The organism is Blautia sp. OM06-15AC (assembly GCF_003481425.1).
Classification (GTDB): domain Bacteria; phylum Bacillota; class Clostridia; order Lachnospirales; family Lachnospiraceae; genus Fusicatenibacter; species Fusicatenibacter saccharivorans.
This window is the reverse complement of record NZ_QULD01000003.1, coordinates 131,676-154,132: the sequence shown is the minus strand read 5'-3', so window position 1 is coordinate 154,132 and position 22,457 is coordinate 131,676. Positions and strand designations below refer to the sequence as shown.

Annotated in this window: 14 protein-coding genes, 2 tRNA genes and 1 pseudogene; 16 read left to right on the top strand and 1 reads right to left on the bottom strand. The window is 49.6% G+C overall.

Annotation, left to right across the window (positions count from 1 at the left end; translation table 11 throughout):
* Window positions 1-41: 41 nt before the first annotated feature.
* The 16 genes and pseudogenes from glmS to DXB83_RS05960 all read left to right on the top strand — a co-directional run bounded on the left by glmS (window position 42) and on the right by DXB83_RS05960 (window position 21,762).
* A complete protein-coding gene (glmS, locus tag DXB83_RS06040; protein WP_118697348.1) occupies window positions 42-1,868 on the top strand; it encodes a glutamine--fructose-6-phosphate transaminase (isomerizing) in 1,827 nt (608 codons plus the stop codon).
* 145 nt (window positions 1,869-2,013) lie between these two features.
* A complete protein-coding gene (locus tag DXB83_RS06035; protein WP_118697347.1) occupies window positions 2,014-3,735 on the top strand; it encodes a trypsin-like peptidase domain-containing protein in 1,722 nt (573 codons plus the stop codon).
* 225 nt (window positions 3,736-3,960) lie between these two features.
* A complete protein-coding gene (gene clpX, locus DXB83_RS06030) occupies window positions 3,961-5,397 on the top strand; it encodes an ATP-dependent Clp protease ATP-binding subunit ClpX (RefSeq protein WP_055219393.1) in 1,437 nt (478 codons plus the stop codon).
* An 80-nt stretch (window positions 5,398-5,477) separates the two neighbouring features.
* Complete coding sequence (locus DXB83_RS06025) at window positions 5,478-5,969, top strand: zinc-ribbon domain-containing protein (RefSeq protein WP_117509222.1); 492 nt, start codon at window positions 5,478-5,480, stop codon at window positions 5,967-5,969.
* A complete protein-coding gene (locus DXB83_RS06020; protein WP_022462960.1) occupies window positions 5,966-6,424 on the top strand; it encodes a signal peptidase II in 459 nt (152 codons plus the stop codon). Before DXB83_RS06025 ends, DXB83_RS06020 begins: the two co-directional genes overlap by 4 nt.
* A 162-nt stretch (window positions 6,425-6,586) precedes the next feature.
* Window positions 6,587-6,670 (top strand) — tRNA-Leu (locus DXB83_RS06015).
* A gap of 302 nt (window positions 6,671-6,972) precedes the next feature.
* Window positions 6,973-7,056 (top strand) — tRNA-Leu (locus DXB83_RS06010).
* A gap of 241 nt (window positions 7,057-7,297) precedes the next feature.
* Window positions 7,298-8,371: a carbamoyl phosphate synthase small subunit gene (locus DXB83_RS06005; RefSeq protein ID WP_055219571.1), complete on the top strand. Its 1,074-nt coding sequence runs from the start codon at window positions 7,298-7,300 to the stop codon at window positions 8,369-8,371.
* Window positions 8,371-11,577: a carbamoyl-phosphate synthase large subunit gene (gene carB / locus DXB83_RS06000; RefSeq protein ID WP_022462958.1), complete on the top strand. Its 3,207-nt coding sequence runs from the start codon at window positions 8,371-8,373 to the stop codon at window positions 11,575-11,577. Before DXB83_RS06005 ends, carB begins: the two co-directional genes overlap by 1 nt.
* 203 nt (window positions 11,578-11,780) lie before the next feature.
* Entirely contained in the window at window positions 11,781-12,692 is a 912-nt protein-coding gene (locus DXB83_RS05995) for an undecaprenyl-diphosphate phosphatase (protein WP_117804384.1), read from the top strand.
* A 509-nt stretch (window positions 12,693-13,201) separates the two neighbouring features.
* Window positions 13,202-15,832 (top strand): pyruvate, phosphate dikinase, encoded by a 2,631-nt coding sequence (ppdK, locus tag DXB83_RS05990; RefSeq protein WP_022462956.1) that lies wholly within the window; start codon window positions 13,202-13,204, stop codon window positions 15,830-15,832.
* A 145-nt stretch (window positions 15,833-15,977) separates the two neighbouring features.
* Window positions 15,978-16,571: an NUDIX hydrolase gene (locus DXB83_RS05985; protein WP_117804385.1), complete on the top strand. Its 594-nt coding sequence runs from the start codon at window positions 15,978-15,980 to the stop codon at window positions 16,569-16,571.
* 102 nt (window positions 16,572-16,673) lie between these two features.
* A pseudogene (locus DXB83_RS05980) lies at window positions 16,674-16,817 on the top strand (MATE family efflux transporter); the annotation flags it as partial.
* 182 nt (window positions 16,818-16,999) lie between these two features.
* Entirely contained in the window at window positions 17,000-18,739 is a 1,740-nt protein-coding gene (locus tag DXB83_RS05970) for an ABC transporter ATP-binding protein (protein WP_334294013.1), read from the top strand.
* Window positions 18,720-20,564, top strand: a complete 1,845-nt coding sequence (locus tag DXB83_RS05965; protein ID WP_055219380.1) for an ABC transporter ATP-binding protein — start codon at window positions 18,720-18,722, stop codon at window positions 20,562-20,564. The genes DXB83_RS05970 and DXB83_RS05965 overlap by 20 nt, the downstream gene beginning before the upstream one ends.
* A gap of 19 nt (window positions 20,565-20,583) precedes the next feature.
* Window positions 20,584-21,762, top strand: coding sequence for a phosphopentomutase (locus DXB83_RS05960; protein ID WP_117804386.1), 1,179 nt, complete (start codon window positions 20,584-20,586; stop codon window positions 21,760-21,762).
* Window positions 21,763-21,778: 16 nt separating this feature from the next.
* Here the strand turns inward: DXB83_RS05960 and DXB83_RS05955 are convergent, their stop codons facing one another.
* Window positions 21,779-22,396, bottom strand: coding sequence for a hypothetical protein (locus DXB83_RS05955; RefSeq protein ID WP_055219376.1), 618 nt, complete (start codon window positions 22,394-22,396; stop codon window positions 21,779-21,781).
* Window positions 22,397-22,457: the final 61 nt, after the last annotated feature.

Genomic DNA, 22,457 nt, shown 5'->3' with positions numbered 1-22,457 from the left:
GAACAAGGGTGCCGCCTTTTACTGTTAGGAGGAAAAAATTTATGTGTGGAATTGTTGGATATATTGGAACCTGCCAGGCTGCCCCGGTGCTGCTGGACGGATTGTCAAAGCTGGAGTACCGCGGATACGATTCGGCCGGAATTGCTGTATACGATGGAAACAAAATTCAGATGCAGAAAGCAATGGGCCGTCTGAAGGTGCTTGAGGAAATGACACAAAATGGAGCGACACTTCCGGGTACCGTAGGAATCGGACATACGAGATGGGCAACGCATGGGGCGCCTTCCGATCTGAATGCACATCCGCATTTCAATAAAGACCACTCGATTGTCGTTGTACACAATGGAATTATTGAGAATTATCTGAAATTAAAGAAAAAACTGATGTCCAAAGGATATGAGTTCCTTTCGGAGACAGATACCGAGGTAATTGCCCATATGCTGGATTACTATTATAACGGCGATCCGCTTGCAACGATCACAAAGGTTATGCACCGTATGGAGGGATCGTATGCACTGGGTATCCTGTTCCGCGACCATCCGGATGAGGTGTATGCGGTCCGTAAAGACAGCCCGCTGATCGTTGGTACAAGTAAGAGCGGAAACCTGATTGCATCCGACGTTCCGGCTGTACTGAAATATACAAGAGATGTCTATTTTCTGGAAAATGAGGAGATTGTCAAGCTGACCCGAGACGGCCTTCATTTTTACAATATCGATGAGGAGGAGCTGCAAAAGGAGCCTACGCACATCGAATGGGATATGAATGCCGCAGAGAAAGGCGGCTATGAGCATTTTATGCTGAAAGAGATGCATGAGCAGCCAAAAGCCGTAAAAGATACGCTGACCCCACGCATCAAGAATGGTGACGTAGTGATCGAGGAGCTTGGCATGACGGACGAAGAGATCCGTACAATCAGCAAGATCTTTATCGTTGCCTGCGGTTCCGCATACCACACCGGTGTAACCGCAAAATACGTCTTCGAAAAGCTGGCAAGAATTCCGGTTGAGGTAGATCTGGCAAGCGAATTCCGCTACCGTGATCCGATTCTGCCGGAAAATACGCTCGTGGTCATCGTCAGCCAGTCGGGTGAGACGGCCGATACCCTCGCGGCTCTCCGCCTTGCAAAAGAAAAGGGCGTGCGTACCCTTGGCATCGTAAACGTAGTTGGAAGTTCGATTGCAAGAGAGGCAGACAATGTCATGTACACCTGGGCCGGTCCGGAGATCGCTGTTGCGACAACGAAAGCGTACAGCACACAGCTTATCGCGCAGTATCTTCTGGCGATGAAGTTTGCCAAAGTACGCGGAACCGTTTCACAGAATGACTTCAATGCAATGATCCAGAGCCTTGAGCGCCTGCCGGAGCAGATTTCCCTGCTGCTGTCCCACAAGGAGAACGTACAGCGTTTTGCCAACCGTTATCTTGCGGCAGAACACGTCTTTTTCATCGGACGCGGCATCGACTATGCAATCTCGATGGAGGGCTCCCTGAAGCTGAAAGAGATTTCCTACATCCATTCCGAGGCGTATGCAGCCGGTGAGCTGAAACACGGAACCATTTCCCTGATTGAGGACGGACGCCTTGTCGTAGCCGTGCTGACCCAGCCGGAGCTCTACAAGAAAACGATCAGCAATATTCAGGAAGTGAAGACACGAGGCGCGTTTGTTATGGCGGTAACGACCGTTGGCAATACAGAAGTGGAAAAAGTAGCCGACTACGTAGTTTACCTGCCGGAGACAAATCCGATTTTTGCAAACTCCCTGGCGATCATTCCGCTGCAGCTCTTTGGCTACTACGTATCGATCGGCAGAGGCCTCGATGTGGATAAACCGAGAAACTTGGCGAAATCCGTTACGGTAGAATAAAAACCGCAGCATAAAATTCCTCTTTTTTCAAAATTATCACAGTTTCAACACAATTCTAACGTACAATAGGCAGTAGAAAATGAAGAAAGAAATAAGAGCACTGTGTATTGGTGCCTGAGATAGAAAAGAGAAAGAGGGATCAGCCATGAGTGAAGAATTCAAAAAAGAAGAAATAAATGGTGAGGCAGCAGAGGAAACCAAAGCTGCAGAGCATACAGAAGAAGTAAAAGCAGAAACGACGGCAGAGCAGAGTGCGGCAGAGACGGAAAAACCGCAGGAAACCGCAGAAGCGCCGAAGGCGGAAGAAAAGAAAACGACAACCTACAGCTGGGTGAATCCGAAAATCAGCGGAAAGACCGGCGAGGAGAATAACAGCGCTTCCTACACCGGAAAACCGGACCCGTCGGAGGCAAAGGCAGAGCAGACATCTTCTGCAAAGACAGAACATTATCAGTACCAGTCACAGACACAGAGTGCTCCGAAGCAGGAAAAACCACAGTTTTCTGCCGTTCCGCAGCCGCAGGATCACAAAAAGAAAGCGAAAAAACCAATGTCAGCCGCAAAAAAATGGGGCATGACACTTGCCATGGCAGCGTGCTTCGGACTCGTGGCAGGCGGTGTTTTCATTGGGACTGCGGCAGTCGGTACGAAAGTGATCGGTACAGCAACAGAGCAGAAGCAGGAAGTTACAATTCCGACGACCACCACAACAACGGCAGCAGACAGCAGTGATACCTCCGATACCGTAAAAGCAACCGGCGAGATGTCCGTGAAAGATGTTGCATCGAGTGCGATGCCGTCTCTGGTAGCAATTTCTACGACAACGGTGGAAGAGGTTGAGACATTCTTCGGAACCACAAGCCAGGAAGTTCCTGCAAGCGGAACCGGAGTTATTGTCGGACAGAACGACGATGAGCTCCTGATTGCGACAAACAACCACGTTGTCAGCGGTGCAACGTCTCTTTCCGTCAGCTTTATCGACGATGAGACGGTAGAAGGCCAGATCAAAGGTACCGATGCGGACAATGACCTTGCTGTTGTTGCAGTAAAACTTTCCGACATCAAGGACGAGACAAAGAGCCAGATCAAAATTGCCGTGATGGGAAATTCCGATGACCTTGAGGTTGGTGATCAGGTTGTGGCAATCGGAAATGCACTGGGAACCGGCCAGTCCCTGACGAGCGGATATATCAGTGCAAAAGACCGTACGATCTCCAGTCAGGATGAGAGTACCGGTGAGACGATTACTTCTGAGGGACTGATCCAGACCGATGCAGCCATCAACCCTGGAAACAGCGGCGGCGCCCTTCTGAACATGAACGGTGAGCTGATCGGCATTAACGAAGCAAAATACAGCTCCACACAGGTCGAGGGCATGGGCTTTGCGATCCCGATTTCGAAAGCGGAGCCGATTCTGCAGAACCTGATGAACCTGACAACAAGATACAAAGTCAGCGATGATGAGGCTGCTTATATCGGAATCAACATGGCAGATGTCAGCGCAGATGTTTCCCAGAACTACGGTATTCCGACCGGTGTCTGCATCATGAGCGTTGTGGACGGCAGCCCGGCAGCCGATGCGGGCTTCAAGAAAGGCGATGTTATCACCACGTTTGATGGAAGAAGCATCTCGAACGCCAAAGGCTTAAAAGAGACACTGACTTATTATGCGGCAGGCGAGACTGTAGATGTCACCGTACAGCGCGCGGATAACGGTGAGTACAAAGAAGTAACATTGACGCTGACCCTTGGCTCTGCAGCAGATATGCCGCAGACGAGCGGAAGCAGCAACGGAACCACAAACGATGGAACCGGAAGCTCCGATCAGAATGACCAGGGTATTCAGAATCCGTTTGGCAACAGATAAAAACTCGAAATAACTATTTCCTAAGAGAAAAAAGACGGACAGCACAGGAATATGAACGCCTGGCTGTCCGCCTTTTTCTGCATTTTTTGATATAATTTTTTGAATTCGTAAAATTCTTAAAAAAGTTGGTAATTTTTAAGAAAGTTTTTACTTGTGACCCTATGGCTTTTGGGCTATAATCAAGCTAGACCAAGCGATCTATTACAGAAAGGAATTTGAAAAATCATGTCAGAAGAGAAAGACAGAGTGGACGGTACCGCGGACGAAACGAAGGCGGAAACAAAAAGCTCTGACCATCATACAGAAGATACCTATGAAAAAGTCTGCTTCATGTGCCGCAGACCGGAGAGCAAAGCCGGAAAGATGATTACCCTTCCGGGAAACATCAATATCTGCCCGGACTGCATGCAGAAGAGCTTTGATACCATGAACCAGAACCCGGGCCAGATCAATGAGATGATGAATAATATGAACAACATGCCGAATATCGGCATGTTCGATCTCTCCGGGCTTTCCAACCAGATCCCGAACCGGCAGCGGGTAAAGAAAAAAGAAGAAAAGAAGAAAACAAAAGAATTTTCCATCAAGGACATTCCGCCGCCGCACCGGATCAAGGCGATGCTTGACGAATACGTCATCGGCCAGGAACGTGCAAAGAAAGTCATGTCGGTTGCCGTTTACAACCATTACAAACGTGTCTTTGCACCGCAGGACGGAAATATCGAGATCGAAAAATCCAACATGCTGATGATCGGACCGACCGGTTCCGGAAAAACGTATCTGGTGCAGACACTGGCACGCCTCTTAGATGTGCCGCTTGCCATCACGGACGCCACATCCCTTACCGAAGCGGGTTATATCGGCGATGATATTGAAAGCGTGGTATCTAAGCTTTTAGCGGCCGCAGACAACGATGTGGAGCGCGCGGAGCACGGTATTATCTTCATCGACGAGATCGACAAGATTGCGAAAAAGAAAAATACAAACCAGAGAGACGTCAGCGGAGAAGCCGTACAGCAGGGAATGCTGAAGCTCCTCGAGGGCAGCGACATCGAAGTTCCGGTGGGAGCCAACAGCAAAAATGCGATGGTTCCGCTCGAGACCGTCAATACCAGAAACATTCTCTTTATCTGCGGCGGTGCCTTCCCGGATCTGACGGACATCATCAAGGAGCGTCTGAACAAGACAGCTTCCATTGGCTTCCAGGCGGATCTGAAGGACAAGTATGATGGGGATAAGAACCTGCTGTCACAGGTGACCTTAGAAGACCTTCGGACTTTCGGTATGGTGCCGGAGTTCCTTGGCCGTCTGCCGATCGTATTTACGCTGGAGAGTCTCAATGAGGATATGCTGGTCGAGATCTTAAAAGAACCGAAAAATGCGATCCTGAAGCAGTATAAGAGACTGCTCGAACTCGACGAGGTGAAACTGGAATTTGATGATGATGCACTTCGCTCTATTGCAAGAAAAGCGCTGGAAAAAGATACCGGTGCGAGAGCACTCCGTTCGATCATCGAGGATTTCATGCTGGATATCATGTATGAGATTCCAAAGGACAGCAGCATCGGAGAGGTTATCATCACAAAAGACTATATTGAAAAGACCGGCGGGCCGACGATTCTCCTGCGCGGCCAGGAAGTTCCAAAGTTAGAGCAGAAATAAGGTAACTGGAAAACACAGCGGAGCAGACGTGAAACTGGCGTTTTCTTGAAATAAGAGATAAGAAAGAGAGGGTTTTAACTATGGCAGAGGATTTTTTTGGAAATTTAAGTAAAACACTGAAAAAAACAGTGGATACTGTGGGAAAGAAAACAGATGAATTCGTAGAAATTCAGAAGATCCGCACCCGTCAGCATGCGCTCGAGGATCAGATTGAGAAGAATTACCAGGATATCGGACAGATCATCTACAACCGCTATTTGAACGGCGAAGCATTCGACGAGAATCTTGCCGGCTTCTGCAAAGATATCACCGATCTGGAAAAAGAGATTGCAGACTGCAAGGAAGATGTGGCAAACAAGAGAGGCCGCATCGTATGCCCGGCCTGCGGCGCAAGTGTTCCGAAAGATGCAGCTTTCTGCATGCGCTGCGGTGCTGCTATGCCGGAGAAGGAAGATGAGCCGGAGGATGCCGAGTTTGTACACGTAGAACCGGAAGAAAAAGCAGAAGAAACCGAAGCAGCAGCGCCGGAAGAAGAGCCTGAAAAAGAAGCAGAGGTACCGGAAGAGGAATGATCTGGACCCTGCTGCCGGGAGCGGTTTTCCTTGCAGACGGATGCCTGAAAAAGAAGGCAGAAGAGGAGTTAAAGGAAAATGAGCAGATCCCGGTCTGCAAAGGACATATTGTCCTGCGGAAATGTCATAACCGCGGCGTAGCGGGCGGCGGCTTCGCGGACAGCACGAAGAAGGTGGAAATTCTCACCTTCTTTTTGCTGTCCGGACTGTGGGCGCGTCTCGGAGCGCTGGCGGGCAGACGTAAGTGTAAGGCGAAGAAGCTTGGGCTTGCGCTTACGATTGGCGGCGGCATGTCGAACTGGTATGACCGGCATAAGAGAGGTTACGTGACCGACTATGTCAGCTTCCGGTTTGGACCGGAGAAGTTCCGCAGACTTGTGTTCAATGTTTCTGATTTCTGTATTTTCTTCGGACTTGCGCTGCTGACGGCAATTTCCTGCCGGGAGTCCAGGTGATGCAGGATCTCACGAAAAGCCCTGCGGATGGCGGGCTTTTCGGGGCAAAAAAGAAAATTTGAAATTTTTTGAAAAAATTTGAAAAAAGCTGTTGACAGATTCGAAATCATCTGGTAATATATGTTTTGTTGAGTGGCACATGAGAGCTGCAAGACAAGAAATGCAGGAGTGGCGGAATTGGCAGACGCGCAGGCTTCAGGTGCCTGTGGTCGCAAGATCGTGTGGGTTCAAGTCCCATCTCCTGCATTATTTTTCGCTTTGCGTATCAAGAATTGGTCCGGTGGACCAATTCGGATTACCCTGCCTGGAATGATGCAGAAACTTCCCGGCAGGGTCTTTTTATTTCTGTGCGGAGAAGATGTGCAGACGGGGAAAGAAAAACAGACGAATCTCAGACAGTGTAAAATTGTTTAAAATTATCGTTATTATCCATATTTTTCATAAAATTAAAAAAATTAAAATTTTTTCAAAAAAAGTGTTGACTTTTCTTTAGAAAGCTGTTATTATCTATCTTGTCAAGCGGACAACCGCTAAGACAACTAAGAAATGCAGGAGTGGCGGAATTGGCAGACGCGCAGGCTTCAGGTGCCTGTGGTCGCAAGATCGTGTGGGTTCAAGTCCCATCTCCTGCATTATTTTTTCGCTTTGCGTATCAAGAATTGGTCCGGTGGACCAATTCGGATTGCCCTGATGGGAAGTGTGAAAACTTTCCGTCAGGGTATTTTTATTTTTCCAGAAAAGAAATTTCCGTAATTCGACAAAAATAGTTGAAATGTTTCCCTGGTTGTGATAGAATCTGAAAGATTAAAGTATGAGATGCATATTTCATACAAACTCAAAACCGAACGAAAAAGAAAGGAAAACGGTGGAATGATGAAAGCTTTTCTAATCTTAGAAGACGGGCATGTCTTTACCGGAACCAGCATTGGTTCACAAAAAGAAGTGATCAGTGAAATCGTATTTAATACATCCATGACTGGATATCTCGAAGTGCTGACCGACCCATCCTATGCGGGACAGGCAGTATGTATGACGTATCCTCTTATTGGAAACTATGGAATTTGTTATGATGATCAGGAGTCCTTAAGACCCTGGCCGGATGGCTATATTGTAAGAGAATTATCCCGTCTCCCCAGCAACTTCCGTTGCCAGGACACCATTCAGAATTTCCTGAAAAAGTTCGATATTCCCGGAATCGCCGGAATCGATACTCGTGCTCTTACCAAAATTCTTCGTGAAAAAGGTACCATGAACGGTATGATCACGACCAACGAAAATTATCACCTCGATGAAATTATTCCAAAATTAAAAGCGTATAATACCGGAAAAGTTGTAGAAAAGGTAACCTGCTCTGAAAAATCAGTTTTAAAAGGAGAAGGCTTTAAAGTTGCACTTCTGGATCTTGGCGCAAAGAACAACATCGCACGTTCCTTAAATGAGCGCGGATGCGAAGTGACCATTTATCCGGCGCTTACTACAGCAGAAGAGATCCTCGCCGCAAATCCGGACGGAATCATGCTGTCCAACGGCCCTGGAGATCCGAAAGAGTGCGTATCCATTATCAAAGAGATTAAAAAACTGTACGATTCCAATGTACCGATCTTTGCAATCTGTCTTGGACATCAGCTGATGGCACTGGCTACCGGCGCAGATACCCACAAGATGAAATACGGCCACCGCGGCGGAAACCACCCGGTCAAGGACCTTGCAACCGGAAGAGTTTACATTTCTTCCCAGAACCACGGCTATGTCGTAGATACCGATACCCTGGATCCGAATGTGGCAGTTCCGGCCTTTGTGAACGTCAACGACGGCACCAACGAGGGACTCAAATACGTCGGCAAAAACATCTTTACCGTACAGTTCCATCCGGAGGCATGCCCTGGCCCGCAGGATTCCGGATACCTGTTTGATCGATTCCTTGAGATGATGGGAGGTAACAAATAATGCCAAAGAATCCGAATATTAAAAAAGTTCTGGTTATCGGTTCCGGTCCGATCGTCATCGGACAGGCAGCAGAGTTCGACTACGCAGGAACACAGGCGTGCCGTTCCCTGAAAGAAGAGGGAATGGAAGTTGTTCTTCTGAATTCCAACCCGGCAACCATCATGACCGATAAAGACATCGCAGACCGCGTTTACATCGAGCCGCTGACCGTAGAAGTGGTAGAGCAGCTCATCCAGAAGGAAAAACCGGACAGCGTTCTTCCGACTCTGGGAGGCCAGGCAGGACTGAACCTTGCGATGGAACTCGAAGAAAAAGGCTTCTTAAAAGAAAACAACGTACGCCTGATCGGTACCACAGCACAGACCATCAAAAAAGCAGAGGACCGTCAGGAATTCAAAGATACCATGGAAAAAATCGGCGAGCCGGTAGCGGCATCCCTGGTTGTCCATGATGTACAGGCTGGTATCGATTTCACCAACAAGATCGGTTATCCGGTTGTACTGCGTCCGGCTTACACCCTCGGCGGAAGCGGCGGCGGTATCGCTTACAACGAAGAAGAGCTGATCGAGATCCTCTCGAACGGACTCCGTCTTTCCCGTGTCGGCGAAGTACTCGTTGAAAGATGTATCGCCGGATGGAAAGAGATCGAGTACGAGGTAATGCGGGACAGCGTAGGAAACTGCATCACCGTCTGCAACATGGAGAACATCGACCCGGTCGGCGTTCACACCGGAGACAGTATTGTCGTAGCACCGTCCCAGACCCTGGGAGATAAAGAGTATCAGATGCTGCGTACTTCCGCACTCAACATCATCACCGAGCTCGGCATCACCGGCGGATGCAACGTACAGTATGCGTTGAATCCGGACAGCTTCGAGTACTGTGTTATCGAGGTAAATCCGCGTGTCAGCCGTTCTTCCGCACTGGCTTCCAAAGCGACCGGTTATCCGATTGCAAAGGTTGCTGCAAAGATCGCACTTGGCTACACTCTGGATGAGATCCCGAACGCCATTACCGGAAAAACCTACGCAAGCTTCGAGCCGATGCTGGATTACTGTGTTGTAAAAATCCCGCGTCTGCCGTTCGATAAGTTTATCAGTGCAAAACGTACCCTGACCACACAGATGAAGGCGACCGGTGAGGTTATGAGTATCTGCAACAACTTCGAGGGCGCGCTGATGAAAGCCATCCGTTCCCTGGAACAGCACGTAGATTCCCTGATGTCCTATGACTTCAGCCACTTGTCCAAAGACGAGCTGATCGAAGAGCTTCACATCGTAGACGATATGAGAATCTGGAGAATCGCAGAGGCGATCCGTCAGGGCATCTCCTACGACGAGATCCACGAGATCACCAAAATCGATGTATGGTTCATCGATAAGCTGGCTATCCTCGTTGAGATGGAGCAGGCATTACAGGCCAAAGAGCTGGATGAGGATCTTCTGCGCGAAGCAAAACGCCTTGAGTTCCCGGATTACCTGGTGGCAAAACTGGCAGGAAAGACCGAAGAAGAAGTAAAAGCGTTAAGAAAACAGTATGATATCACCGCAGCTTACAAGATGGTAGATACCTGTGCCGCTGAGTTCGCAGCAACCACACCGTATTACTATTCCGTATACGGCGGCGAAAACGAAGCTGTCGAGACAAACGACAGAAAGAAAGTCCTCGTCCTTGGTTCCGGCCCGATCCGTATCGGACAGGGTATCGAGTTTGACTTCTGCTCCGTACATTGTACCTGGGCATTCAAGAAAGAGGGCTATGAGACCATCATCATCAACAACAACCCGGAGACCGTCAGCACCGACTTCGATATCGCAGATAAACTGTATTTCGAGCCGCTGACACCGGAAGATGTAGAAAATATCGTCAACATCGAGCATCCGGACGGAGCCGTTGTACAGTTCGGCGGCCAGACCGCGATCAAGCTGACCGAAGCACTCCTGAAAATGGGTGTGCCGATCCTTGGAACATCTGCAGAGAACGTAGATGCCGCAGAGGACCGTGAGCTGTTCGATGAGATCCTGGAGCAGTGTGAAATCCCGCGTCCGAAGGGACACACCGTATTCACCGCAGAAGAGGCGAAAAAAGCAGCCAACGAGCTCGGCTATCCGGTACTCGTCCGCCCGTCCTACGTCCTTGGAGGACAGGGTATGCAGATCGCCATCAGCGATGAGGACGTCGATGAATTTATCGGCATCATCAACCGGATCGCACAGGAGCATCCGATCCTGGTTGATAAATATCTGCAGGGCAAGGAGATCGAGGTTGATGCAGTCTGCGACGGCACCGATATTCTGATTCCTGGTATCATGGAGCACATCGAGCGCGCCGGCGTTCACTCCGGAGACAGTATCTCCGTTTATCCGGCACAGAGCATCAGCCAGCATGCAAAAGACACTATCGTAGAGTATACGAAACGTCTGGCAAGATCCCTGCATGTCATCGGTATGATCAACATCCAGTTCATCGTATGCGGTGAGGATGTTTACGTCATCGAGGTCAACCCGCGTTCTTCTCGTACCGTTCCATACATCAGCAAGGTAACCGGAATCCCGATCGTGCCGCTGGCAACGAAAGTCATCCTCGGCCACACGATCCGCGAGCTTGGCTACGAGCCGGGACTGCAGAGAGAGGCAGATTACATTGCCATCAAGATGCCGGTATTCTCCTTCGAGAAGATCCGCGGCGCAGATATCGCCCTTGGACCGGAGATGAAATCCACCGGTGAGTGCCTTGGTATTGCAAAGACCTTCAACGAGGCTCTTTACAAAGCATTCCTCGGCGCCGGAATCAACCTGCCGAAATATAAAAACATGATCATCACCGTAAAGGATGAGGATAAAGAGGATATCGTTCCGATCGCACAGAGATTCCAGGCTCTCGGCTACAAGATCTATGCGACGAGAAATACCGCGAAAGCCCTGAACGAGAACGGCGTCAATGCGATCCGCACCAACAAGATCGAGCAGCCGTCCCCGAACCTGATGGACCTGATCCTCGGCCACAAGATCGATCTCGTCATCGATACTCCGTCCCAGGGTGTTGAGCACTCCAAAGACGGATTCGTCATCCGCCGGAACGCGATCGAGACAGGTGTCAACGTACTGACCTCTCTGGATACCGCAACCGCACTCGTAACCAGTCTGGAAAATACAGATGTGAAGAAGCTGACCCTGATCGATATCGCAACGATCGACAAGAGATAAGCATGATAGAAGCATAAAGCAAAGAAAAGCTCTCTGCTGCAGAAACAAAGCGGCAGAGAGCTTTTTTGGCCGAATGTGGGTTTGAATGGATTTTACAAAAAAAGAAAACGTGACGCGCTTGTGTTTTTAGCATAAGTATGATAGATTTTTAATAGAATGCCAGAAAAGGGCATCCAATTCAAAAAGAGAAAGGTACATATCGTATGAACATCATTGAGTGGTTAAAGGTTATCCTGCTGGGTATCGTAGAGGGCATTACCGAGTGGCTTCCAATCAGCAGCACCGGCCACATGATTCTGGTAGATGAGTTTATTAAGCTGAATGTGACAGCTGATTTCAAGAATGTTTTTGAAGTTGTCATCCAGCTCGGTGCAATCCTTGCGGTTGTCGTCATCTATTTCTGGGATCTCTGGCCGTTTCATGGTAAAAGTAAAGCCAGAAGCCGGAGCTATTTTGCCAATCCAAGCGACAACAAGGTATTTGGCGCTGTTCAGAACTTTGTAGACAGTTACTGTTATCTGGACAAAATCATCATGTGGTTTAAGATTGTTGTATCATGCCTGCCGGCAGCTGTCATTGGTCTGGCATTCAACGACTGGATCGAGGCACATCTGATGAATTACGTGGTTGTAGCCCTGATGCTGATTATCTATGGTGTGTTATTCATCGTTATTGAAAATTACAACAAGACGAGAACTCCGTCTGCAACGAAAATCAAAGAAATTACCTGGAAAAATGCACTGTATATCGGTGTTTTCCAGCTCCTTTCCATCGTACCGGGAACTTCCCGTTCGGGGGCAACCATCATCGGCGGTATCCTGCTGGGATGCTCGAGAGAGCTCGCATCGGAGTACACGTTTTTCCTTGCCGTTCCGGTTATGTTCGGCGCGAGCCTTTTAAAACTGGTAAAACACGGCTTTGCCTTTACCGGTGTTGAGGTGGCGATCATGATCGTCGGCATGCTGGTGGCATTTGCGGTATCGATTTTTGCCATCAAATTCCTGATGCAGTACATCAAGAAGCACGATTTCAAAGCCTTCGGCTGGTACCGTATCGTACTCGGTGTGATTGTGCTGCTGTATTTCGTAATCAAAACCGTAATTTTGAAAGCATAAAATCGAACAATTCCGAAAATTTACCGGGAAAAATAGAAGAAGAAGTATCGTAAAATGAAAAAAATTGTGCGATACTTCTTTTTTTACGCGAAAATTACAAAAAACCCTGTAAAAAGTAACCAAAAGCTGATATAATAAAACATAACAGGGGCACAGACGATACAGTTCACCCGCGCCATTCGCAAAACTGCGCTTTCAGCGCTTTCCGCTGCTGCGCAGCTCCTTTTGCTCATTTCTCGGCGCTCCCTTCGTGTGTTCTTGCAAACAAATTTTCATGCAAGCATGAAATTTGCCCGCCAGAACACACGAGTGAACTGTAAATTAAAAAAAATACCGAAAATTTGCCATATTTTTATTGACTAAAGATATTCTTATGGTAAAATAAATGTGTGCGCCCGAGAATATCTTTCTTTTCGGTGCAATCAGTATAGGGTGAACGTATCATCCAGGGCAATCTGGAAATACTTTACTATAACCTATCAAAATTACAAGTAGGAGGAAAAGTAACAATGGCAAAATGGGTTTACATGTTCACTGAAGGTAATGCAGACATGCGTAACCTTCTCGGTGGAAAAGGCGCAAACCTGGCTGAGATGACAAACCTGGGACTTCCTGTACCACAGGGATTCACGGTAACAACCGAGGCTTGTACACAGTACTATGAGGATGGCAGACAGATCAACGACGAGATCATGGGTCAGATCATGGAAGCAATCGATAAAATGGAAGGAATCACAGGAAAGAAATTCGGAGACGCTAAGAATCCGCTGCTCGTTTCTGTACGTTCCGGAGCAAGAGCTTCCATGCCAGGTATGATGGATACCATCCTGAACCTTGGTCTGAACGAAGAGGTTGTTGAAACTCTGTCACAGGCTTCCGGCAACCCACGTTGGGCTTGGGACTGCTACAGAAGATTCATTCAGATGTTCTCTGACGTAGTTATGGAAGTTGGTAAAAAATACTTCGAAGAGCTGATCGACAAGATGAAAGAGGAGAAAGGCGTAAAACAGGACGTAGATCTTGACGCAGATGACCTCAAAAAACTGGCTGAGCAGTTCAAAGCTGAGTACAAAGCTAAAATCGGTGAGGATTTCCCGACCGATCCTAAGGTACAGCTGATGGAGGCTGTAAAAGCCGTATTCCGTTCCTGGGACAACCCGAGAGCAAACGTTTATCGTCGTGACAACGACATCCCGTATTCCTGGGGTACCGCTGTTAACGTACAGATGATGGCATTCGGAAACATGGGAGATGACTGTGGTACAGGTGTTGCCTTCACCCGTGATCCTGCTACAGGAGAGAACGGACTGTTCGGTGAGTTCCTTACCAACGCACAGGGCGAGGACGTAGTTGCCGGTGTTCGTACACCTATGCACATTTCTGAGATGGAAGAGAAATTCCCGGAAGCTTTCAAACAGTTCAAAGAAGTTTGCAAAACTCTGGAAACACACTACAGAGATATGCAGGACATGGAGTTCACTGTAGAGCACGGTAAACTGTACATGCTGCAGACACGTAATGGTAAGAGAACAGCAAAAGCTGCTCTGAAAATCGCTTGCGACCTTGTAGATGAGGGAATGAGAACAGAGGAAGAGGCAGTTGCAATGATCGATCCTCGTAATCTTGACTCTCTGCTTCATCCGCAGTTCGATGCAAAAGCACTGAAAGAGGCTACTCCAATGGCAAAAGCACTGGGAGCATCTCCGGGAGCTGCTTGCGGTAAAATCGTCTTCACAGCAGATGATGCTGTTGAGTGGGCTGAAAGAGGAGAAAAAGTTGTTCTGGTTCGTCTTGAGACATCCCCAGAAGATATCACAGGTATGAAATCTGCACAGGGTATCCTGACTGTTCGTGGTGGTATGACCTCTCACGCAGCTGTAGTTGCCCGTGGTATGGGAACCTGCTGCGTATCCGGCTGCGGTGATATCGTAATGGACGAGGCAAACAAGAAATTTACACTGGCTGGAAAAGAGTACCACGAGGGAGACTGCATCTCTCTGGATGGTTCTACAGGATGCATCTATGACGGACTGATCCCGACCGTAGACGCTACCATCGCTGGTGAGTTCGGAAGAATCATGGGCTGGGCAGACAAATACAGAACCATGAAAGTTCGTACAAACGCTGATACTCCGGCTGACGCTAAAAAAGCTCGTGAGCTTGGAGCAGAAGGTATTGGTCTTTGCCGTACAGAGCATATGTTCTTCGAAGGCAACAGAATCGATGCATTCCGTGAGATGATCTGCGCTGAGACCGTAGAAGAGAGAGAAGCAGCACTTGCTAAGATCCTTCCGGAGCAGCAGGGAGACTTCGAGAAGCTGTATGAAGCTCTGGAAGGCAACCCGGTTACCATCCGTTTCCTGGATCCGCCGCTTCATGAGTTCGTTCCGACTGAGGAAGAGGACATCAAGAAACTGGCTGACGCTCAGGGCAAAACTGTTGAGCAGATTAAAGCAATCATCGCTAGTCTGCACGAGTTCAACCCGATGATGGGTCATCGTGGATGCCGTCTTGCTGTAACTTATCCGGAAATCGCTAAGATGCAGACAAGCGCAGTAATCCGCGCAGCCATCAACGTGAAGAAAGCTCATCCGGATTGGAATGTAAAACCGGAAATCATGATCCCACTTGTTGGCGATATCAAAGAGCTGAAATACGTTAAGAAATTCGTAGTAGAGACCGCTGACGCTGAAATCGCAGCAGCAGGCAGCGACCTTGAATACGAAGTTGGTACCATGATCGAGATCCCGAGAGCAGCTCTGACTGCAGATGAGATCGCAAAAGAGGCAGACTTCTTCTGCTTCGGAACCAACGACCTTACTCAGATGACTTACGGATTCTCCCGTGACGATGCTGGTAAATTCCTGAACGCTTACTATGACGCTAAGATCTTCGAGAACGATCCATTCGCAAAACTTGATCAGGACGGCGTTGGCAAGCTGATGAAGATGGCTATCGATCTTGGAAGACCGGTTAACTCTTCTCTGCACGTAGGTATCTGCGGTGAGCACGGTGGAGATCCGAGCTCCGTAGAGTTCTGCAACAAACTGGGTCTGGACTATGTTTCCTGCTCACCGTTCCGTGTGCCGATCGCCCGTCTGGCAGCAGCTCAGGCAGCTATCGCTCAGAAGAACGCTTAATTTAAGCAGAATCTGTCCGAATCAGGATTTTCATGCAGTAGCATGATTTGTGTTCAAACGTAAGGAGACCCCGGCGGTCTGTAGAAATACAGGCGCCGGGGTCTTTTTTAGCAATCGTTTAAAATCAAAGTGGGAGGGAAAACGGATGCAGAATGAAACAGCCAAAGAAAACCTGCTGCGGCAGATCCGGGAATACCGTCCGTACAATGAGCAGGAAGAGCGGGATCGGGCGATTCTGCTGAAATGGATGGAGAGCGGATGCGATATTTTGACGCGGGAAAATGAGACCGCACATCTGACTGTCTCCGCCTGGGTCGTAAGCCCGGATCGGAAGCAGGTGCTGATGGCGTATCACAATATTTACCATTCCTGGGCATGGCTCGGCGGCCACGCGGACGGAGATGCGGATCTTTGCAGCGTGGCGGTAAGAGAAGTGAAGGAGGAATCCGGGATTGAAGAGGTGAAGCTCTTATCGGATCAGCCATTCTCGCTCGAAATCCTGTCGGTGGACGGCCATGTGAAGCGCGGAAAGTACGTGACGGCACATCTCCATCTGAATGTGACATATCTCATGGAAGCAGATCCGGTACAGGAAATCCGCTGCAAGCCGGATGAAAACAGCGCAGTCGGCTGGATTCCGGTGGAGCAGATCGCAGAAAAATCGACAGAGCCGTGGTTTGTGGAGCGTGTGTATGGCAAGCTGTGTGAGAAAGTGAAAAGAGATTTCTGTGAAGTGTAATATGCAATCCGCGTATGAACTGCCATTTAGAATAAGCATTAGACAAATGAGCTGTTAGATGTCTAAAATAGAGACAGAAAGAAAAATGGCAGGAGGGGTTTTATGTTTACAAATCAGGATTTGAAAAAGCTGATTATTCCGCTTTTCCTAGAGCAGCTTCTGGTGGCTCTGGTCGGAATTGCGGACGTGTTTGTTATCGGATTTGTCGGAGAGGCGGCGGTTTCCGGTGTGTCACTGGTCAATGCGTTCAAAAGGTAGACTTAAGCTTCCAGAAAACGATCCTCTTTTTCTGACGACAGAAAAGTTGTTGGGAAAAGGGGATTTTTGGGGTAAAAGGGATTATTTCGGCGCGTTGAAAATCATGCCGGGGTATGGTAAAATGGACTCCGAAAAACAGCAAAAGGAGGACGTGACAGAAGATGAATGATATGAAGCGTCTGCTCTCGTATGCAGGTCCCTACAAGCGGGATATGATTTTCGGAGCAGTGCTGGTATTGGTAGAAACGTGTTTTGAACTTTTTATTCCGATTCTGATTTCCAATCTGATTGACATCGGCGTTGCGAACGGCGATATCCCTTACATTTACCGCAAGGGAATCCAGATGGGAATCTGCGCGCTCTGTGCGCTTGTGACCGGAATTTTATACGCGCACTTTGCGGCGCGGGCGACGTACGGCTGGGGAGCTGAGATCCGGAAGGCGGAGTATGAGAAAATGCAGCAGTATGCATTTTCCAACCTCGACCACTTTGCGGTATCATCCCTGATCACCCGTATGACGACGGATGTTACCGTCATCCAGAATATGGTAAGCGCCGGCTTCCGCCCGATCACGCGCGGACCGTCGCTTCTGATTATGGGAATCGGCCTTTCATTCTATATGAATCCGCGGCTGGCATTTGTATTCCTTGTATGTACCCCGCTTCTTGGCTTTATTCTCTCCCTGATTGTGCGGAGAGTTGCCCCGATGTACACAAAACTGCAGTCCATGGTGGACCGCCTGAACAATGTTGTCCAGGAGGGGCTGACCGCGATCCGTGCCGTCAAAGCTTTCGTGCGGGATGAGTACGAGGAAGACAAATTCAACGAGGTCAACACCGACCTGACCGCAGCGAGCGAGCAGACGTTCCACTACGCCGTGCTGAATCTGCCGGCATTTCAGGGCGTCATGTATACCGCGATCGTGCTGATTCTGTGGTTCGGCGGAAATATGATTCTGAAAAAACAGCTTGCCGTCGGAAACCTGACCGGATTTCTAAGCTACGTCATGCAGGTCATGAACTCGATGATGATGATTGCAAACGTCTTCCTGCTCCTGACCCGTTCCATGGCGAGTGCACACCGGATTGTCGAGGTGCTCGATGAGAAAATCGTGCTCACCTCGCCGGAAAATGGTGTAGCAGAAGTGACAGAGGGCAGCGTGGAGTTTGACAACGTATCGTTTAAATACAAAGAAGAAGCAAAAGAGTACGCACTCTCCGATGTTACGCTGAAGATCAAAGCTGGTCAGACGGTAGGAATCCTCGGAGGAACAGGTTCTTCGAAAACGACGCTGGTGCAGCTCATTCCGCGTCTGTATGATACCAGCCGCGGCACCGTCCGCGTCGGCGGAAAGGATGTGCGCGCGTACGATCTTGCCGCTCTCCGCGATGCAGTCAATATCATTCTGCAGAAAAACGTGCTGTTCTCCGGAACCGTGCGTGAAAACCTGAAATGGGGCAATGTGGATGCATCCGATGAGGAGATCTGGGAAGCATGCCGCGCGGCGTGTGCGGATGAATTTTTGAACCGCATGCCGGACGGCCTCGACACCGTGCTCGAGCAGGGCGCAAGCAACCTCTCCGGAGGCCAGAAGCAGCGTCTCTGCATCGCGCGTGCGCTGATCGGAAAGGCAAAAATCCTGATCTTCGATGATTCGACAAGTGCGGTCGACACGGCAACGGAGAAAAAGATCCGCGAGGCACTGGCGGCGCGGAAGAATGTCACAAAAATTATCATTGCGCAGAGAGTAACATCCGTCATGAATACGGATCAGATCATCATTCTTGATGACGGAAAAGTACACCGGATCGGCACGCACGCTGAACTGCTGGCGGATGACCCGATTTATCAGGAAATTTACGCCTCACAGATGAAAGGAGGAGACGAAAATGGCAGCGAGAGCTTATAGCGGAAAGAAACCAAAGAACCTGAAACACACGCTGCGCGTCTTCCTGTCTTATCTGGGACGGCACAAAAAAATGCTCGCAGTCGTAGCGGTACTGGTAACAATCAGCGCGGGAGCCAACCTCTTTGGAACGTATATGATCCGCCCGGTTGTCAACGGACTGGCGGACGGAGATGTGCACACACTGCTGCGCGGCGTGCTGATTACGGCACTCATTTTCGGGTGCGGCGCACTCGCAGCATACGGCTACACGCAGACCATGGTAAAAGCAGCACAGCAGGTTGTATTTGATATCCGCCGCGATCTGTTCGAACACGTCCAGACACTGCCGCTGCAGTTCTTCGACAGCAGACGCCACGGCGATATCATGAGTCTTTTCACGAACGATATCGACACGATGGCAGATGCCCTGAACAACAGTTTTGCGATGGTTATCCAGAGCTTCATCCAGATTGTGGGAACACTGACCTTGCTGTATATCCTAAACTGGCGGCTCTCGCTGATTGTAACGGTGTGCTACGGTATCATGTTCTGGTATATCAAGTTCAGCGGAAAGCGCAGCAAGGGTTATTATACGAAGCAGCAGAACAGCCTCGGAGAACTGAACGGCTATATTGAGGAGCTGATCACCGGACAGAAAGTCGTCAAGGTGTTCCACCACGAAGAAGAGAGCTTTACGGAATTCTGCAAAAAGAATGAGGAGCTCCGGAAAGCGGGAACCGGCGCGCAGGGGTATGCGGCGACGATGGTTCCTGTCGTTGTCAGCATTTCGTATGTCAATTATGCGATTGTGGCAGTGCTCGGCGGCCTTCTCGCCCTGCACGGAAAAGCCGATATCGGAAGCCTGGCAAGCTACCTTGTCTTTGTCCGCCAGGCGGCGCTTCCGATCAACCAGTTCACCCAGCAGAGCAACTTCCTTCTCTCAGCGCTCGCCGGTGCGGAGCGTGTCTTCGACGTGATGAGCCTGGAGCCGGAAATCGATGAGGGAAAAGTGGAACTGGTCAACGTAAAAGAAGAGAACGGCGCACTTGCCGTCTGCGAAGAGACAACAGGCCGCTGGGCATGGAAGCGCCCGGACGGAACGATGACGGAATTAAAGGGCGATGTGCGTTTTGAAAACGTGGATTTCGGCTACACGGCAGACCGTCTGATCTTAAAGAACATCAGCCTGTATGCCAAACCAGGCCAGAAAATTGCTTTTGTCGGTTCCACAGGAGCCGGAAAAACGACGATCACGAACCTGATCAACCGTTTCTACGACGTCCAGGGCGGCGCGGTTGTCTACGACGGCATTGACGTAAAAGATATCGAAAAAGACGCTCTGCGCCACTCCCTCGGTATCGTTCTGCAGGATACCCATCTGTTCACGGGAACCGTAGCAGAAAACATCCGTTTTGGAAAACTCGATGCCACGCAGGAAGAAATTGAACATGCGGCCAAAATTGCGAATGCGGATTCCTTCATCCGCCGTCTGCCGAACGGCTACGACACGATGCTGACCTCCGACGGAGCCAACCTCTCCCAGGGCCAGCGCCAGCTTCTCGCGATTGCCCGTGCCGCCGTTGCCGATCCGCCGGTGCTGATTCTTGACGAGGCAACATCTTCCGTTGACACCAGAACCGAGGCGCTGATCGAAAAAGGAATGGACCAGCTCATGGAGGGCAGAACCGTATTTGTCATCGCCCACCGCTTAAGCACCGTGCGAAACGCCAATGCGATCATGGTGCTGGAGCAGGGAAATATCGTAGAGCGCGGCGACCACGACGCACTTCTGGCACAGAAAGGAAAATATTATCAGCTCTATCATGGAATGTTTGAGCTGAGTTAAAAAGAAAGGAGTAAAGAGTATGAGAAAATATAACCGTATTTTTCTGATCGTCCTGGATTCTCTCGGAATCGGGGCGATGGCGGATTCGGAGAAGTTTGGGGATGTCGGTGTCAATACCTTCGGCCACATCTGGGAGAGTCAGGGAGGCCTTGAAATCCCGAACCTGCGCCGCCTCGGCATGGGAAATCTCTGCGGTGTGACAGAGGATGAGGCAAAGGGTTACGCCAGAAGACTGAACGAGGCGAGCAACGGAAAAGACACCATGACCGGCCACTGGGAGATGATGGGAATTTACACGACAAAGCCGTTCGTTACGTTCACCGACCACGGATTTCCGAAAGAACTGATCGACGAGCTGGAAAAACGAACCGGCAGAAAGATCATCGGCAATAAGGCGGCGAGCGGAACGGAGATCCTCGATGAGCTGGCAGAGCGCGAGATCGAAAACGGAGAACTGATTGTCTATACCTCGGCGGATTCCGTACTGCAGATCTGCGGCAACGAGGAGACGATGGGACTGGAGACGCTGTATCATTACTGCGAGATTGCCCGTGAGCTGACCATGAAAGACGAGTGGAAAGTCGGCCGTGTCATTGCAAGACCGTACGTCGGAAAGAAAAAAGGAGAGTTCGTCCGCACCGCAAACCGTCACGACTACGCTGTCAAACCGACGGGAAAAACCGTGCTCAACGCGATGCAGGAGGCAGGATATGATGTCATCAGTATCGGAAAAATCAACGATATTTTCTGCGGCGAGGGCATCACGGAGAGTCTGAAATCCAAGAGCAGCGTCCACGGCATGGAGCAGACGATTGAGACGGCAGGAAAAGAGTTTACCGGACTGTGCTTTGTCAACCTCGTCGATTTCGATGCACTCTGGGGCCACAGAAGAAACCCGGAAGGCTACGGAAAAGAGATTGAAAAATTCGATGTGAACCTTGGAAAGCTGCTGGAGCAGTTAAAAGACGACGATCTGCTCCTGATCACGGCAGACCACGGCAACGACCCGACTTATACCGGAACGGACCACACCAGAGAACAGGTGCCGCTCCTTGCGTACTCACCGTCTATGAAGGAGAGCGGCCTTCAGGAGACGAAGGACACCTTCGCTGTGATCGGCGCATCCGTTGCAGAGAACTTCGGCGTAAAAATGCCGGAGGGAACGATCGGAACATCGATCCTGGAATCGTGGAAATAAGGAAGCGATGGCGTTTTCAGCTGAGGCGGTAAGAACCTTTCGAAAGTTTCACAAGCTGTCCTTCTTCGAGCAGCTTCTTTAAAACCCGCTGGAGCTGGCGGCGGCTGCAGTGGAGCTGCATGGCCATCTTTTCCACGCCGGAAAACGTCTGATCCGGACAGCGCTCTGAGAGATAAGAGAGGAAGGATTCCTCGAGCGTGGAAAAATTCGACTGGGAGCTGGAATAAAGCATCAGCTTTTCGGTGACAGAGTTTAAAAGATATCGTAAAAAGCGGTTGTCGTTCAGCAGAAGCTCTTTCGTGGAAGCGAGCGGCAGAACAATACAAAGCGCGGTGGTGCGTGCCTCGATCTGGTGCGTATCATCGCGTTTTCCGCAGAATTCCATATCGCCGATGCAGGTAAAGCCGTCGAGATAGCCGATCGGGTAGCTCGTGCCGTCGGCGCGGTTGGCGCTGATCTCGATGGAACCGTCCACGAGGAACGAGAGGTATTCCTCCGGATTCAGCGTGTCGAGCCGTTCGCCCTTTTCAAACTGATACAGAGAAAATGCGAGATCCGGGGTATCGAAAAGAGATGGGATCTCATGTTTCTGAAGATAAAAGTCCAGCAGAGCCGGATCAAAAATTCGTTTCATAGGAAAATCCTTTCACAGAAAAATTTTTTGGAAAACTTTTTCTTTATTGTGACATATGACA

What these genes read in the sequence shown, in the direction of transcription:
- carB (WP_022462958.1), top strand. Translation starts at nt 8,371, where the DNA reads ATGCCAAAGAATCCGAATATTAAAAAAGTTCTGGTTATCGGTTCCGGT.
- DXB83_RS06020 (WP_022462960.1), top strand. Translation starts at nt 5,966, where the DNA reads ATGATCTGGACCCTGCTGCCGGGAGCGGTTTTCCTTGCAGACGGATGC.
- DXB83_RS05985 (WP_117804385.1), top strand. Translation starts at nt 15,978, where the DNA reads ATGCAGAATGAAACAGCCAAAGAAAACCTGCTGCGGCAGATCCGGGAA.
- DXB83_RS05960 (WP_117804386.1), top strand. Translation starts at nt 20,584, where the DNA reads ATGAGAAAATATAACCGTATTTTTCTGATCGTCCTGGATTCTCTCGGA.
- clpX (WP_055219393.1), top strand. Translation starts at nt 3,961, where the DNA reads ATGTCAGAAGAGAAAGACAGAGTGGACGGTACCGCGGACGAAACGAAG.
- DXB83_RS05955 (WP_055219376.1), bottom strand. Translation starts at nt 22,396, where the DNA reads ATGAAACGAATTTTTGATCCGGCTCTGCTGGACTTTTATCTTCAGAAA.
- DXB83_RS05965 (WP_055219380.1), top strand. Translation starts at nt 18,720, where the DNA reads ATGGCAGCGAGAGCTTATAGCGGAAAGAAACCAAAGAACCTGAAACAC.
- ppdK (WP_022462956.1), top strand. Translation starts at nt 13,202, where the DNA reads ATGGCAAAATGGGTTTACATGTTCACTGAAGGTAATGCAGACATGCGT.
- DXB83_RS06035 (WP_118697347.1), top strand. Translation starts at nt 2,014, where the DNA reads ATGAGTGAAGAATTCAAAAAAGAAGAAATAAATGGTGAGGCAGCAGAG.
- DXB83_RS05970 (WP_334294013.1), top strand. Translation starts at nt 17,000, where the DNA reads ATGAAGCGTCTGCTCTCGTATGCAGGTCCCTACAAGCGGGATATGATT.
- DXB83_RS05995 (WP_117804384.1), top strand. Translation starts at nt 11,781, where the DNA reads ATGAACATCATTGAGTGGTTAAAGGTTATCCTGCTGGGTATCGTAGAG.
- DXB83_RS06025 (WP_117509222.1), top strand. Translation starts at nt 5,478, where the DNA reads ATGGCAGAGGATTTTTTTGGAAATTTAAGTAAAACACTGAAAAAAACA.
- DXB83_RS06005 (WP_055219571.1), top strand. Translation starts at nt 7,298, where the DNA reads ATGAAAGCTTTTCTAATCTTAGAAGACGGGCATGTCTTTACCGGAACC.
- glmS (WP_118697348.1), top strand. Translation starts at nt 42, where the DNA reads ATGTGTGGAATTGTTGGATATATTGGAACCTGCCAGGCTGCCCCGGTG.